Source organism: Streptomyces sp. URMC 127, from assembly GCF_051386535.1.
Classification (GTDB): Bacteria; Actinomycetota; Actinomycetes; order Streptomycetales; family Streptomycetaceae; genus Streptomyces.
The window spans coordinates 33,443-48,419 of record NZ_JBPQTW010000031.1; the positions used below are offsets into that span (position 1 = coordinate 33,443).

Here is a 14,977-nt window from a genome sequence, read left to right on the forward strand (position 1 = left end):
CGGGAGATCACCGTCGCCGTTCAGTGCGCGCCTCCGGCCGGGCGGGCGGTCCCTGCCGGTTGATAAGACCGTGAGGCGCCGGATGGTGCACGATGTGCGCCGTCTCCGCTAGCGTGCAGGGCCTGAGCAGCCGGAAAGCCTGGGCGCCACTGCGCCCTCTCCGGGTCCTGCCCGAAGGAGGTCGTGCACAGATGGATGCCGTTGAAACTGCCCTGGAGAAGGCGTTGGCGATCAGCGGAGCCACCGGTGTCGCGATAGTCGACTTCCGGCAGCGCAGGGTCCTGGGCTGGCTGGACCGCGGCAGCGGGCTCGACATGGACAAAGTCGCCTACGGGGACAGCGATGTCATGCGGGCCAAGCTGTACACGCTGGAACTCCTCGGCTACCCGCCGGACAGTGTGGAAGACATTCTGATCACGCTGGGCGAGGAATTGCATATGATCCGGCCTCTGCCGCGGCTGCGTGAGGGCGGCATTTTCATCTACCTCGTCCTGGAGCGCGACCGGGCCCTGCCCCTGGATGAAATCCGCCGGCAGCTGCGCGCCGTGGAGCCCTTGCTGGCGCTCTAGACGCCGGTTGTACGGGGCCGCGGGGGGCGGGGCTTCGGCCGGGCGGCCCGGCACGAGTAAGGCTCAGGCCAGTGACCTCGCCAGGAGGCGGACGGTCTCCGCGATGAGGGCGTTGTCCCCCTTCGCCTCGGGATCGTGATGTGTCGTCAGCACTGCCATGACGATCGGCGGGCGCTCCGGCGGGCGGACGAGCCCTACGTCGTTGCTGGTGCCGTACTCGCCGCCGCCCGTCTTGTCGGCGACGGCCCAGTCGGCCGGGACCCCGGCCCGGAACCTGTCCTTGTTCGTCGTGTTGGCCAGCATCCATGCGGTCAGTCGCTGCCGGTCGCCGGGAGCGAGGACGTTGCCGAGGGTGAGGCGGGCGTAGGTCCGTCCGATGGCGTGCGGGGTGGTGGTGTCGGTGACGCGCCAGGGCTCGGCCGTGTTCAGGGCGGGCTCCCAGCGGTCGAGGCGGGTGACGGCGTCCCCGGTGGAGCGGCAGAAACGGGTGATGGCGGTGGGGCCGCCGAGGAGGCGGAGCAGCAAGTTGGCCGCGGTGTTGTCGCTCTGGGTGATGGCGGCGTCGCACAGTTCCGCGACGGTCATGCCGTCGGCGACATGGTGCATCGTGACCGGTGAGTTCCCGGACTTACTGACGTCCTCCAGGGTGTAGAAGATCCGCCGGGACAGGACCTCGCCGTCGTGGTCCAGGTCGCGCAGGACGGCCGCTACGGCCAGGGTCTTGAACACCGAGCACATCGGGAACCGTTCGTCCGCGCGGTGCAGGACGGTCGCCCCGGTCTCCGTCGAATGCGCGTACACGCCCAGCCGGGCGTTGTGCTCCGCCTCAAGCTCTCTGAGACGTCCTGCGATCCCTTCGATCCCTGCGATCCCTGCGATCCTTGCTGTCCCTTCTATCCCTTCGGGCCGGGCTGCGGTCGGCCCGTCGGCCCGGGCCGAGGAGGGTAAGGCCGTGGCGAGTGCCGTCCCGGCGCCGAGGGCCAGGAGCGTGCGGCGGGACGGGCGGGAGCCGGTGATTCCCATGAGAGCGTTCCTCTTCTCTCCGCGTTTCTCTGCGTGATTCGGTCATGGATCATCACGCTTCGCTTGCGCGGATCGGTTCCGTTCCGGCCGGCGGCCGGGCCGGACCCGCGGAGTCCTGCCGATGGGGAGTAACTCCGCAGCAGCGGCTAGGCTTTGGTCGATCTTGTGAAGGGGCGCTGATGGGCACCAGGTTTATCGAGGTAGACGAATCGCGGCAGAACGAGCCGGGCGTGCGGAAGGGAGGCAGGACATTGACGGTGGGAGACCAGTCCGTCACCCACGAAACATGGGTGAAGGTCGAAGCCTACGACGACCTCGATCCGGCCGTGACCGAGGACGTCCATCCGCACATGTTCGCCGTCCCCGGTATGGAAGTACGGGCCGGGGCCGCCAAGGACGATGAGGACGGAAGCAGCGAATTCGAGACCAGGCTGGTCCCCTCTGTCCAGTATTACCGGATTGATCTCGGGCCCGACTCGCTGAACAAGCTCCATGACGCGCTCAAGCCCTTCATAGCGGCCGCGCAGGAATGCGAGCCGCCGAAGGGCCGCAAGGCGCGCGCCAAGTAGTCGGCGATGCCCCCTCCCGCGAGGGGGCATCGCTTTACCGGCGACGGCAGGAACACCCCGCCCCCCACGGCGTGCTCCGCAACGGCTGCGGACGCGACCGTCGTGCCGTACGTTGTCCGGACCGGCCGCCGGCGGTGCGTGGCGTGCGCGCGCTCCGCGCTCTGCGCTCCGGTGCCGGGCCGGGCAGAGAACTTGTCGGACGCGGGGCGTACGAGCCGGGGGGCGACGTGACGGACCTGGGCGGATCAGCCGGCCGGGAGACGGCCGGCCGGACGCGGGTGACGCTGGAGAGACTGCTCTCCGTCGTGGGGGCGGGCGCCGTCGAGCTGTACGCGGCGCCCGGGGGGCTGGGCACCGCGGTCACCGGCGTGAACGTGCTGGACCTCCTCGATCCCGTGCTCAGGCCGCGGGAGCTGCTCCTCGCCGTGGGCGTCGATCCGCGCTCGCCTCAGGCGGCCGGCATCGTGCGCCGGGCGGGCGAGTCGGGCGCGGCGGGCGTGGTGTTCGGGCCCGGCCGGCCCGAGCCGTCCGCGGAAGCCCTGCAGGCGGCCGCCGAAGAGGGCGGTACGGCGCTGTTCTTCCGCACCGCCTGGTGCACCTGGGCGCACCTGGTGGGCGTGCTGCGGGCCGGGCTGGCCGCGGCGGGCGTACCGCCCGTGGAGGGGCTCGGCGGGCCGCGCCCGGGTGACCTGGACTCGCTGGCCGAAGCGGTCGCGGCCCTGACCGGCGGCGCAGTGACGATCGAGGACACCGAGTCCAGGGTGCTCGCCTACTCCTCGACCGAGGAGAACGTGGACGAGCTGCGCCGGCTGACCATCCTCGGCCGCCGCGTCCCGCCGTGGCGGGTGGCCGCCATGCGGGAGGCCGGGTTCTTCCAGGCCCTGTGGTCCGGGGACGAGGTGCTGCACCGGCCGGCGCACGGGCCGGACCCGGAGCGTCTGGTGGGCGCCGTACGGGCGGGCGGGGAGGCGCTCGGGTCGATCTGGGTGGCCGCGGTGGCCGGCCGGCCGCTGGCGCCCAACGCCCCCGAGGCGCTGCGCGCGGCGGCCCGCTCCGCCGCCGCCCACCTGCTGCACCACCGCACCCACGGTTCGGACGACCGCCTCGCCGAGGACGCGGCCCGCGCCCTGCTGGAGGACCGCGGATCCGTCGAAGTCCTCGCCGAGCGGGCCTCGCTGCCGCCGCGGGAGCCGTGCGCCGTCCTGGCGGTCGGCACCGGCGCCGCCGGTCACGACGGTGGCGGGCCGTCAGGAACACACGGGCTGGTGGCCCTGCGCTGCGCCGCCTACGGCCACCGCGCGGTGGTCGTCCCCGCGGGCGGCCGGATCCTGGTGCTGCTGAGCGCGCTGGACCGCGACCCCGAGCGGGCCGCGAGCCAGGTGACGCGGCTGGGGGAGTCCCTGGCGGACCAGCTGCCGGCCACGCTGGGCAGGCCGGTGAAGGTCGGCCTGGGCGAGGTGACCCCCGGGCTGGCGGGAGCGCCCGCCTCACGCCGTTCGGCGGAGCTCGCCCTCAGGGCGCTCACCGAGGCCGCGGGGACGCGGACCGTGGCCAGGACCGCGGACGTCGCGGACACGGTCGGCATCCTGCACGTCGTCGACGCCCTGCGCGGGGTGGCACTGCCGCAGCAGACATCGGTGGCCCGGCTGAAGGCTTTTGACGCAGAGCACAACGGCAGTTGCCTGGTGGAGACCCTGCGCGCCTATCTCGCCCACTTCGGCGACGTGTCCGCCGCTTCCCGCGCGCTGGGCCTGCACTCCAACAGCCTGCGCTACCGGCTGCGGCGCATCACCCAGGTGTCGGGGCTCGACCTGGAGGACCCCGACGCCCGGCTGCTGGCCCAGTTGCAGTTACGCCTGGGCGACCAGGGCGACGGCACGCACTGAGCGACCGGGAGGACGGCCCCCTGTTTGTGCGCCGGCACGACCGGAGAGCCGCTCCTTCGTCGGAGCGGACAACGACACGGCCGGGCCGGCGGCCTATTGCTCCTGAGCGCTGTGAGACGCGCCCGCGGCTTTGACGACTCGACGAAGACGCCCTCCCGGTACGGACAGCAGCCTGGTACTCCGCCCCCGGGAAGGCCCCGGGCGTCGCGCAGAGCACCCGGAAGGCTCACCATGACCGGACTGACCCCCGCCGCACAGCGGCGCGAGCGGATCCTGCGGGAGGCGGTGCGACAGGGACTCCTGGACCGCGAACGGTCCCTGCTGGCCGCCTTCGTCGACCTGGACGGCGTCGCCGCGACGGTCGGCTCCCTGCACCGCGCGTTCCCCTCCTCCCCCTCCGCGCCACCCGTACTGCACGCGTTCGCCGCCAAGGCCAACAGCCTCGTGCCGGTGCTGGCGGAGCTGCGCAGGCTCGGCATGGGCTGCGAGGTCGCCAGCGCGGGCGAGCTGGCCCGCGCACTGGCCGCCGGCTTCGCGCCGGACCGGATCGTGTTCGACTCGCCGGCCAAGACGGAGGCCGAACTCCGGTACGCCCTCGGCCTCGGTGTGACCGTCAACGCGGACAACCACCAGGAACTCGCCAGGATCGACCGGGCGCTCGGCGGCCGCGCCCCGCTGTCGAAGATCGGTGTGCGGGTCAACTCCCAGCTCGGCGGCGGCGCCATCGCCGCCATGAGCACGGCCACGAGCACCTCCAAGTTCGGCGTGCCGCTGGCCGACCCGGGCAGCAGGCGCGAGCTGCTGCGCGCCTACCGCGCCCGGCCGTGGCTCACCTGGGTGCACACCCATGCCGGCTCCCAGGGCTGCCCGCTGGAGCTGATGGCGCGCGGGGTCGCCCGGGCCGTGGCGTTCGCCGAGGAGGTCAACGCCGCCGCCGGCCGGCGCCAGGTCACCGGCATCGACATCGGCGGCGGGCTGCCCGTCGACTTCGCCGGCGACGCGACCGAGCCGGCCTTCGGCACGTACGTCGCAGAGCTGCGCGCGCACGCGCCCGCGCTGTTCTCCGGCGGGTACGGGATCGTCACCGAGTTCGGCCGTTCCGTCCTCGCCAAGAACGGTTTCACCGCGGCCTACGTCGAATACACGAAGCACATGGGCGGCCGGCCGATCGCGGTCACCCACGCCGGTGTGCAGGTGGCCACCCGGACCGTGTTCGATCCCGGCGCCTGGCCCCTGCGGATCGAGGCGTACGACGGCGGCGGCACGGCGAAGCGCGGCGCACCGGTCCGCCAGGACATCGCGGGCCCGGCCTGCTTCGCCGGGGACCTGCTGGCGCGCGACCGCGCGTTGCCGCTGCTGGAACCCGGCGACATCGTCGCCGTCCCGGACACCGGCGCGTACTACTTCTCCACGCCCTTCCACTACAACAGCCTGCCCGAACCCGCCGTCCACGGAGTGCGCACGCACAGCGACGGCCGCGTCGCCTTCGAACTCCTGCGCCCCGCGCAGGATCCGTGGGACGTCCCCGTGCCGGACCGGGGCGTGCACGGTACGCCCCGGCGGGAGCGGGCGCACGAGCCCGCTCATGGCGTCAGGTGAGGGAGGCGCACCGAGGTGGCACAGCCCAGCCGTCGGCGGCCCGGCCGGGAAGGGCCGCTCCTCACTCAGCGCGCCGCCGTCGTCTTCCTCCTGGCGGCCCTGGCCGGCATCGCCGCCACGGTCCTTGCGGCGCTGGCCGGGAACGCGTGGCCCGTCGCCGTGAGCATCGGCGGAGGGGTGCTGGCCCCGGCGGTCCTGTTCTTCAACCAGATCATCGACTAGCCGGACGCTTCCTTCAGCCACGCGGCAGCAGGGCGTGCCGGGGCGCTCGTCGGCGCCGGGGGCACCGCCCAGGTTGCGTGTTCCTCGCCGTCAGGCGGATGCGGGCAGGTGGATGTCCAGCAGGCACACGTCGTCGCCCTGGTCGCCCGGGAGGAGGCGGGACAGCAACGCGTCGAGGGAGCCGGGGGCGTCCGCGGAGAGTTCGGCCTCGGCGGCGCGGGCCAAGCGGCCGAGGCCCTCGTCCAGGTGTTCCCCGGGGCGTTCGACCAGGCCGTCGGTGTACAGCAGCAGGTGGTCGCCGGGCATGATCCGGCACATGGCTTCGCCGAAGGACGGCCGCAGCGTGGCGCCGAGCAGGATGCCCTGGGGCGGGGAGAGGAAGCCGGCCTTCCCGTGGCGTACGAGCAGGGGCGGCGGATGGCCCGCCTGGACCCAGGTCAGGCAGCGGTCGGCGGGGTCGTAGCGGCCGAGCACCATCGTGGCGGTGGTGTGGTGGTCGCGGGTGTGCAGGAGCAGGGTGTTGAGCCGGTGCAGCGCGCCGGTCAGCGACGAGCCGGTGACGACCATGCCCTTGGCCGTGAAGCGCAGCTGGGCCATCGTCGCCACCGCGTCGATGCCGTGCCCGGCCACGTCGCCGACCGCGAAGAGCACGCCGCCGCCGGGCATCTCCAGGGCGCTGTACCAGTCGCCGCCGACGTTGAGGTCGTCGTGGGAGGGGAGGTAGGCGACGTCGACGCGCAGACCCGCCAGGTTCAGCGACTGCCCGGGCAGCGGCAGCAGGGCGTGCTGCAGCCGGGCGGCGACCGTCCGTTCCGCCTGCAGCACGTCGTACTGGGCCCGCACGGCCTGCCGGGTCTCCGTCAGGGCGAGTTCGGTGGTGCGCTGCGCCGTGACGTCCTGGACGAAGCCGTGCACTTCGACGGGGGAGCCGTGGGCGTCCGGCACCGCCTCGGCGACGACCCGCAGGTGCCGGACGCCGCTCCGGGTCGCGATGCGGACCAGGCGGTCGACGGGGGTGCCGGAGCCGCGGAGCTGCCGGATCGCGCGGGTGAAGGCCGGGGCTTCCTCGGGCAGGACGTCGCCGGGGAAGGCGTCGAGGGGGAGCGGGCCCAGTGCCGGATCGCGGTCGAGGACGGCGTGGACCTGGGGCGACCACGTGATGGCGCCCGTGACGAGGTTCCAGTCCGTCCAGCCGAGGTTGCCGAGCCGCTGCAGGTCGGCCAGGAGGGACTGCTGCCGGGCGATGTCGTCGTGCCCCGTCCAGGTGACCACGAGGCCGTCACCGAGTTTGACGGCCCGGACGGAGTAGGTGGAGCGCTGCCGCAGGCCGGCGACGACCTCCTCGTAGGCGAAGGGCTCGCCCTCGTACGGCGTCCCCGTGGCGAGCGTCCGCAGGTAGCCCTGCCAGACGTCGGCGCCGGCCACGGTGGGGTAGCACTCCAGGACCCGCAGCCCGACCAGCCGGCGGCCGCGCCGGCCCGCGACGTCGACGGAGTGCGGCGCGGCGGCGTCGATGCGGAAGTCCTCGACGTCACCGGTGGGTGACCGCAGGGGGGTGAGGAGGACGGCCGGGCCCGGGAGGGCGTCGAAGACGGCCTGGACGAGTGCGGCCGGGCCGGCCGGCCCGGCGTCGGATCCTCCCGGGCTCCCGGGCTCCGCGCCCTGTCCGGCCGGTGCGGGCCGGCCGTGCGCTCCCGGGGCCACTGCCGTGCCGGGCCACGGGGACGGGCCGGGGCGCCCGTTCAGCCGGAGCGGCCCGGGGCGCACGTCCCCGGTACGGAGGCTCCCGGCGCACAGCCGGGCGACCGACCGCAGCAGCTCGCGCACCTCCTCGCCGAAAGGGGTGTCCACCGTGCGTAGGATGCCGAGCGCCGCGGTGACCCTGCCGCCGGTGGTGACCGGAAGCCAGGCGCGGGTGCCCCACCTCTGCGGCGGCTGCCCGATCAGCTGGTAGCGCTCCGCGTCCCGCGCCGGGTCCTCCAGCCATACGGCTTCGCCGCGGCGGACGGCGTCCAGGGCGGCGATACCGCCGACGGGCGGCACGAACCGCCACTGGGCGGCGACGGCGGCCCCGGCGCCCGCGTGCCCGGCGAGCTCCAGGGCGTCGTGATCGGTGCGCGAGAAGAGCAGGACGGCGTCGGCCCGGACCGGGGCACCGGCCAGGTGGTCCAGCAGCCGTTCGGCGACGTCCTGCGGGCAGCCCGCGTCGGCGAGCGCCGCGCCGAGGCCGGCGAGGAGCGCGGGGCGGGACGACGCGCGCGCCTCCGTGCGGGGTTCCGGCACCCGGCCGGGCCGGCCGGCGGGGGAGGACGCTCGGCCCGCCTGCGGCATGCCTGAGGTGTCCGGGGCGTCCGGCAGGTCGCCGAGGGTGATCCAGCACTCCTCGGTCAGCGTGCGGCCGCCGGCCCGCGCCTGTTGTGCCAGCTCGCTGTGCGCTTCCGCAGCCGAGCATCCCGACCGTGCCATCAGTACGCCTGTGGCGCGCTCCAGCACGGCCGAGGTGGACATCTGGTGGTGCAGGCGCTCGTTCTCGGCGCGCAAGGCGGCCACCACCTTGGCCAGCGCGACGACGTCGGGTGCGACGCCGGACTCCTCGTCCTCGACAGGCTCGCTCGTCACGTCCCCGAGGATGTCACAGGCGGCAGCCGCAGGAACCCCCGCGCAGGAGGCCGGCACCCGGCCGGACGGGGGAAGTTGCACTTCCGTGCCCGGAGGGTGCAGCCCGGGGTCCGGGGCACCGGCGCAGTCCGGCTCCGGCCCCGGGACCGGACTACCAGCACTGCGGGCGCCATTCGAAGAGCAGGATCGTCGCGTCGTCCCGCAGCCGGTTGCGCTGGTAGTCGAGAATGGCGTGGATGAGCAGCCGCAGCACCTCGGCCGGCCGCTGGCCGGCAGCGGACGAGCGGATGATGAAGTCGGTGAACCGGTCGAGACCGAACTCCGCACCGTCCGCGTCGCGGGCTTCCACGACACCATCGGTGTAGAGCAGGACGCAGTCACCCGGTTCCAGCGTCGTCTCGTGGACGTGCCGGGCCGCCGGGACGAGTTCGCCGGCCAGACCGAGCGGCGGCTGCGGGGGACTGTCCAGCACCCCGCCGAGCACCCGCTCGGCACGAATCAGCAACGGCGGCGGATGACCGCAGTTGACCCACCGCAGCACCCCGCTGACCGCGTCGAGCCGGCACAGCACGCCGGTGCAGAAGTGATCGGGCAGCCATTGGGCGAGCGCCTCGTCGACGGAGCCGACGACATCGGCCAGGTCGCCACCGTGGCGGCGGGCGTTCCGCGCCGCCGCCATGGCGACCGACGTGGTCAGGCCGGCGGTCAGGTCGTGCCCCATGGAGTCGAGGATCATGGTGTGCAGCACGTCCTTGACCACCGAGTGGTCGAAGGCGTCGCCGGCGATGTCGTACGCCGGCTCCAGGACCGCGGTCGAGACGCACCTGCTGCTGCCGATGGTGTGGGACGGCAGGAAGGCCCGCAGCATCTCGGTGGGCAGCCGCATGGTCGTCGTGCGGGCACGGGCAGCGAGCCAGTCGCTGTAGGCGCGCTTCGAGGTGATCAGCATCGCGAACAGAAAGGCGAGCATCCGGCTGCGCCGCATCCGTACGCCGTCCAGCGAGGGGGTCCGCACCGCGAGCACGCCCAGCCGCTCCGCACCGTCGACCAACGGCATCCAGAGGACCATGTCGTCGCCGGCCTCGGTCACGCGCGGAGTGACCGTGCGGTAGGCCCAGCCGGCCAGTGACCGGTCCACCGGCAGCGGCTCCCCGGCCTCGTCGAGCGGGATGAGCAGTTGCTGCTGCAGGTCGACGAGGTAGATCAGCACGGCGCCCAGACCGAGGGCCGCGGCGCACCGGTTCGCCAGGCCGGGCAGCTCGAACGGCAGCGTCGTCTGCGCCTCGACGATCAGATCCTCCAGCCGGTTCTCGTCGACGGCGTTGTCGGGGCGGGTGGACGCACGCGATGGCTCCGGCACGGGGATCACCCCTTCCCCTCCCAGTCTCACACCGATCGCCGCCTCGCTCATGTCGGGCACGGCCCCATGCGTGCGGCGGCGCTACCAGGGGCCCCGCCGCTCCTCTCCATGGGCGTGCTCAAGACCGGCACCTGGCCGCCCGGGGCCGAGGGACATTCGTGTACGGAATGTGTAACGTTCGCCCTGCGCGACAGGCGCTGACGGGGAGTGAGGAGGGGCCGGTGAGCGGAATAGTGGTCCACCTGCCGCAGGGGAGCGGAGAGGCCGGCGGGGAACCGGCGGGCGAGGCCGTGACCTTACGGCTCGGCCCGGGGGAAGTGGCCCGTTTCGGCCGCGGATCCGCCAGGACCCCCGTCGAACTCCGCCTCGCCGACGCGGCGATCTCCCGGCTGGCGGGCGAGATCCGGGTGACCGACGACCACTGGCAGCTCAGCAACCACAGCACCACCCAGAGCTACCTCGTGGAGAACCCGGAAGGAGCGGGGGAGTACTTCCGGGTGCCGCCCCGGCGCGCAGGGGCCCCCATCCCCTTCGAGTTCTCCCGGGTCGTGCTGCCCACGCGCCGCGGCACCACCGTCTCCTTCCAGGTGTTCGCGCCCGACCACGTCTACTTGGACGCCGACGGCGCGGGCGGCGGCTGGGGGAGCCGTACGGTCACCGCCTACTCGCTCGACGAGACCGCCGCCTACTTCCTCGTGCTCGTCGCGCTCTGCGAACCGCGCCTGCGTGACGAGTCGCCGGTCGCCGTGCCCACCACGCCCCAGATCGTCGAACGGCTCCGGGGGCACCCCGCCTGCGGCCGCCTGACGGCCCGGGCCGTCAGCTCGCACATCGACTACCTGGCCGAGGAGAAGATGCGCATCAGCGCCCCGGCCGGTGCCGATCCGCGCAGGGAGGCCCGGCGCAACGGCAAGCGGGAGACGATCGTCGGCCTCGCGCTGCGCTTCGGCCTCGTCCGTGAGGAGCACCTGGCTCTGCTGCCGCCGCGGGCCGCCGCGGGCATTCCGGCGCGGGGGTCCGCCCGATGAGGCGCGGGCGGACCGCAGGACGGGCCGTAGGAGGCGGCGGTGCACGGCCCGGCAGGTGAGGGCTCGGGGAGCGACGCGGCGGAGCTGCTGCCGCCCGGACATCTCGTCGGCCGGTGGGAGGTCACCGCGCCGCTCGGGACCGGCGGCTGGGCGACGGTCTACGCCGCACGGCGGGCCGACGGCCGTAGCGGCGCCGGCGAGCGTGAAGACACGGACGGCGGCGACGCGGGTGAGGGCACGCCCCGGGTCCCGCTGCCGCGGGACGTCGCGCTCAAGTTCCTGCCGACCGGCGGCCTCGCGCCGAGCCAGGCCCGTAAGGTCGCCGAAACGGCCCGGCGCGAGGTCGAGTTCGGCCGCCGCACCCGCCACCCCCGGATCATCCGCCTCCTGGACTCCTTCGTGCTCAGCGAACCGGGCCACCCGCTCCTGGACGGCGCCATCGTCCTGGTGATGGAGCGTGCCGAACGCAGCCTGCGGGACCTGCTCGACGCGACGAGCCGGAGCGGACAGAGCCGGAGCGGACAGAGCGGGAGCGGGCCGGGTCGGAGCGGGCCGGGCCGCAGCGGCATCGACGAGGCCACGGCGGAACAGCTCCTCACCGAGATCTGCGAAGGCCTGGCCCACCTGCACCGCAGCGGCTGGGTCCACGGCGACCTCAAACCGGACAACGTCCTCCTCATGCCCGACGGCTCCGCGCGGCTCTCCGACTTCGGACTCGCCACCGAGCTCACCGGCACCCGGGGCACCCACGGCTACGGGCCCCCGATGGGCACCTTCGACTACCTCCCGCCCGAACGCTGGAAGGCGCCCCTCGGCGAACACGGCGTGCAGGTCCGCCCGAGCGCCGACGTCTGGGCCCTCGGCATCGTGATCCACGAGGTGTTCACCGCGGGCGCCTCCCCGTTCCCCGGCGCCACCCCCGTGGCCCGCGCGGCCGCCGCACAGGAGTACGCCGACGGCCGGGCGCCCCTGCGCATGGACGACGCGGTGCCGCCGTTCTGGCGCGCCCTGGCCGCCGACTGCCTGGCCCCCGCCCACGCCACGCGCGCCGTCCACACCGCCGAGAGCCTGCTGGCCCGCATCGCCGAGCACCGGGCAACCGCACCCGCAGCGCCGCCCCGGCCGCGCGGAGACGAAGAGGAAGGCGCGGCGGCAGTCCCCGGCACCCGCCGGCGGCGCAGGATCCGCGCCGGCCTCGTGGCCGTCGCGGTCTGCGGCGCGGTTGCGGCGGGCTGGTCGTACGCCGTGCGCGACCACGGGTCCGGCCCGCTGCCCCGGCCCGGCGCGTCCACCGCCGCCGCGGCGGCCGGTGCCGCGTCCGGGCCGTCCGGCCACCTCCGCGTGTTCAACGCCGAGCGGGGCTGCCGGGAGCGCACGGACCGGGACCCGCAGTGCAGCCTCGGCATGGCCATCGACCCCCGGCAGCCCTACACCATCGACAACGTCGTACCCGTACGGGTCTGGCACGGGGACGTCCTGGACGCCGAGTGCCGTCTCCCCGGCGGCGTGCCCATCGTGGACGAGGCGGGGACGTGGTCCGCCGACTGGTACCGCGTCCGGCTGCCGCGCGGTTCCGCGCGCTCCACGGCGTGGCTCCCCGCCGTGCGCACCCAGGACCGTCCCGGCGTGCCTCAGTGCCCGGCACCCGGCCCCGCCCGGTGACCGGCGGACCGCTGACCGCGGCACCGACCGACCCCTCCTGACCCCAGTCCTCCTGACTCCAGTCCTCCTGGCTCCTCCTGACCCTTCTGACCCTTCCTGGTCTCTCCGCGCCCCCATCCCTCATCCCTACCGGGAACCGCCGGCCTCCGTCACTCCGGATCGTTCCGGATGCCGCGCCCCAAGGAGCGGTGGCTACCTTGCGGGCCGTCCGGTCGTACCGCCGGCCCGTACCGGAGCGGGCCCCGGCCCCCTCTGCAAAGGAGCAAGGACGTGCATGGCAGATCCGCACGGCGCGTGAGATCCGCAACGGCGACCCTCCTGCTGGCGACGGCCCTCTCCGCCGCCCTGGCACACCCGGCGGCAGCGCGGGGCACCGGCAAGGCGCCCCTGCCCGGCCCCCTCGGGCACCCCATGACGGCCGAGGCCTTCTGCGGCGTCCCCGCCGAGCGCGACATAGCCGTGACCCGCAAGGTCTACGAAGTCGGCCAGCGCCGGAACGTCTCCCCGAAGGTGATGCTCGCCGGCTTCGAGACCGGCTGGGTCGAGTCCCACATGAACAACCTGGCCTGCGGCGACCGCGACTCGCTCGGCGTCTTCCAGCAGCGCCCCTCGCAGGGCTGGGGCAGCCCCGAGCAGGTCATGGACGTCGGCTACGCGGCCAACAAGTTCTTCGAGGTCGCGCAGCAGATGGAGCCCGGCATGGAGGGCAGCACCGCCGGGCAGCTCGCCCAGGCCGTCCAGCGCTCCGCCTATCCGGACCGCTACGACCAGGCCGAGGCCCACGCGATCGCCATGCGCGACGAGGCGTTCCGGCCCTACGGCACGATCGGCGCCAAGTACGAGGGCACGGGCGGCCCCGGAGGCCCCCTCGGCCTGCCCCTGCGCGCCGAGGAGGACGCGATGCTGGGCGGCCGCTTCCAGCTGTTCCAGAACGGGATCGTCATCTGGCACCCGGACGTGGCCTACGCGGTCTACGGCGAGATCCTGAGCAAGTTCTGGGCGACGGACTCCGAACGGCGCTGGGGCTTCCCGACGATGGACGAGGCGGATGCCGGGCGGGCGCCCGACGGGACGCGCGGCCGCTACCAGTTCTTCGAGCAGGGCCTCTTCCTCTGGTCGCCGCAGACGGGTGCGCACCCCGTGCACGGCGAGATCTACAAGGCCTTCCACGCCGCCGGTCACGAGCAGGCGCTCGGCTACCCCGTGACCGACGAGGTGGACGAGGCCGGCGGCAAGGCCCAGAAGTTCCAGAAGGCCACCATCCACTGGAACCCCTCCAGGGGAACCTGGATCACCAACAACTGACAAACCATCACCAGAAATGACCGTCTTCCGGCCAGGAGGTCCTGTTGAACGAGCACCGTCCCACCCGCCGAGGTGTCCTGAAGGCCGTCGGAGGCCTCTCCGCGGCGATGGCCCTGGGCGGCGGAGGCGTCCTCGCGGCCGCTCCCGTGGCCAGTGCGGCCAGTGACGGCCGCGGTCTGCGCATCGTCGAGGCGGGCGAGTCCGACCCCCGCATGTGGTACTACCGTTTCGAGACCTCGGCGATCGGCTGGAAGCCCGCCGTGAACGTCCTGCTCCCCGACGACTACCACACCAGCGGCCGCCGGTACCCCGTGCTGTACCTGCTGCACGGCGGCGGGGGCGACTTCATCGAGTTCGACCGGCAGGTGGGCGGCGGCATCCGCGCGTGGACCGCGGGCAAGCCCCTCATCGTCGTCATGCCCGACGGCGGGAAGGCCGGCTGGTACTCCAACCCCGTCAGCTCCTTCGTCGGCCCCCGCAACTGGGAGCACTTCCACATCGAGCAGCTGATCCCCTGGATCGACGACAACTTCCGCACGTACGCCGAGTACGACGGCCGCGCCGTCTCAGGCTTCTCGATGGGCGGCTTCGGCGCCCTGAAGTACGCGGCCAAGTACTGGGGCCACTTCGCCTCCGTGAGCTCCCACTCCGGCCCCGCCAGCCTGCGCGGCGTCGCCGGCGGCATCGCCGGCGGGGTCGTCCACTGGGCCAACGCCTCCTCCGCGGCGGTCGAGCTCGGCGGCGGCATGGTCTACGGCATGCCCTGGGACCAGAACCGGGTCAGCATGGACAACCCGTGCGAGCGCGTCGAGAGCTACCGGAACAAGCGTGTCTTCATGGTCGCCGGCACGAGCCCCGAGCCGACCTTCTGGGACAGGTTCAACGAGACCGGCGTGCTGCAGACCCAGCGCGAGTGGCGCGGCTACCTCGACCGGGCCGGCATCCCGCACGAGTGGCACGAGGAGCCCGGCGGCCACTTCGTCCGCGAGCACCTCTTCCGCCAGGACCTCGACGGCATCATCGGCCGCCTCCGCAAGGCGTAGTAGCAAGGCGCAGGCGCACGGCGGACCGCCCCGGGCTCCGTTTCCCGGGGCGGGTCAGGTGCGGGTCAGGCGGGGGTAAGGCGGGGGTCAGG

The 14,977-nt window shown here is 73.7% G+C and carries 12 protein-coding genes; 9 read left to right on the forward strand and 3 right to left on the reverse strand.

Annotated features, from left to right (window positions below):
- Positions 1–191 precede the first annotated feature (191 nt).
- Entirely contained in the window at positions 192–569 is a 378-nt protein-coding gene (locus ACSNOH_RS10460) for a hypothetical protein (RefSeq protein WP_436720977.1), read from the forward strand.
- A gap of 63 nt (positions 570–632) precedes the next feature.
- On the opposite strand, the gene bla is transcribed toward ACSNOH_RS10460, so the two are convergent.
- Positions 633–1,592 carry a class A beta-lactamase gene (bla, locus tag ACSNOH_RS10465; RefSeq protein WP_436720978.1) on the reverse strand — a complete coding sequence of 320 codons (960 nt, stop codon included), beginning with the start codon at positions 1,590–1,592 and terminating at the stop codon, positions 633–635.
- Between the two features lie 179 nt (positions 1,593–1,771).
- Between bla and ACSNOH_RS10470 the strand changes: the two genes are divergently transcribed.
- The 4 genes from ACSNOH_RS10470 (at position 1,772) to ACSNOH_RS10485 (ending at position 5,868) form a co-directional block, all read left to right on the forward strand.
- On the forward strand, positions 1,772–2,161 hold the full coding sequence (locus ACSNOH_RS10470; protein WP_436720979.1) for a hypothetical protein: 390 nt from the start codon (positions 1,772–1,774) through the stop codon (positions 2,159–2,161).
- Positions 2,162–2,388: 227 nt separating this feature from the next.
- On the forward strand, positions 2,389–4,047 hold the full coding sequence (locus tag ACSNOH_RS10475; protein ID WP_436720980.1) for a helix-turn-helix domain-containing protein: 1,659 nt from the start codon (positions 2,389–2,391) through the stop codon (positions 4,045–4,047).
- A 231-nt stretch (positions 4,048–4,278) separates the two neighbouring features.
- The gene (locus tag ACSNOH_RS10480; protein WP_436720981.1) at positions 4,279–5,646 is read left to right on the forward strand and encodes a diaminopimelate decarboxylase; all 1,368 of its coding nucleotides are present in this window, start codon (positions 4,279–4,281) and stop codon (positions 5,644–5,646) included.
- Positions 5,647–5,661: 15 nt separating this feature from the next.
- On the forward strand, positions 5,662–5,868 hold the full coding sequence (locus tag ACSNOH_RS10485; RefSeq protein ID WP_436720982.1) for a hypothetical protein: 207 nt from the start codon (positions 5,662–5,664) through the stop codon (positions 5,866–5,868).
- Between the two features lie 90 nt (positions 5,869–5,958).
- Here the strand turns inward: ACSNOH_RS10485 and ACSNOH_RS10490 are convergent, their stop codons facing one another.
- Together ACSNOH_RS10490 and ACSNOH_RS10495 are read right to left on the reverse strand one after the other, a co-directional pair.
- Entirely contained in the window at positions 5,959–8,487 is a 2,529-nt protein-coding gene (locus ACSNOH_RS10490) for a SpoIIE family protein phosphatase (RefSeq protein ID WP_436720983.1), read from the reverse strand.
- 151 nt (positions 8,488–8,638) lie between these two features.
- Positions 8,639–9,898, reverse strand: coding sequence for a PP2C family protein-serine/threonine phosphatase (locus tag ACSNOH_RS10495; protein ID WP_436720989.1), 1,260 nt, complete (start codon positions 9,896–9,898; stop codon positions 8,639–8,641).
- Positions 9,899–10,068: 170 nt separating this feature from the next.
- On the opposite strand from ACSNOH_RS10495, the gene ACSNOH_RS10500 reads away from it, so the two are divergent.
- The 4 genes from ACSNOH_RS10500 to ACSNOH_RS10515 all read left to right on the forward strand — a co-directional run bounded on the left by ACSNOH_RS10500 (position 10,069) and on the right by ACSNOH_RS10515 (position 14,885).
- Complete coding sequence (locus ACSNOH_RS10500; protein ID WP_436720984.1) at positions 10,069–10,875, forward strand: serine/threonine protein kinase; 807 nt, start codon at positions 10,069–10,071, stop codon at positions 10,873–10,875.
- Between the two features lie 39 nt (positions 10,876–10,914).
- Positions 10,915–12,537 (forward strand): serine/threonine-protein kinase, encoded by a 1,623-nt coding sequence (locus ACSNOH_RS10505; protein WP_436720985.1) that lies wholly within the window; start codon positions 10,915–10,917, stop codon positions 12,535–12,537.
- A gap of 294 nt (positions 12,538–12,831) precedes the next feature.
- On the forward strand, positions 12,832–13,842 hold the full coding sequence (locus ACSNOH_RS10510; RefSeq protein ID WP_436720986.1) for an LGFP repeat-containing protein: 1,011 nt from the start codon (positions 12,832–12,834) through the stop codon (positions 13,840–13,842).
- 44 nt (positions 13,843–13,886) lie between these two features.
- Entirely contained in the window at positions 13,887–14,885 is a 999-nt protein-coding gene (locus tag ACSNOH_RS10515; RefSeq protein ID WP_436720987.1) for an alpha/beta hydrolase, read from the forward strand.
- Positions 14,886–14,977 lie beyond the last annotated feature (92 nt).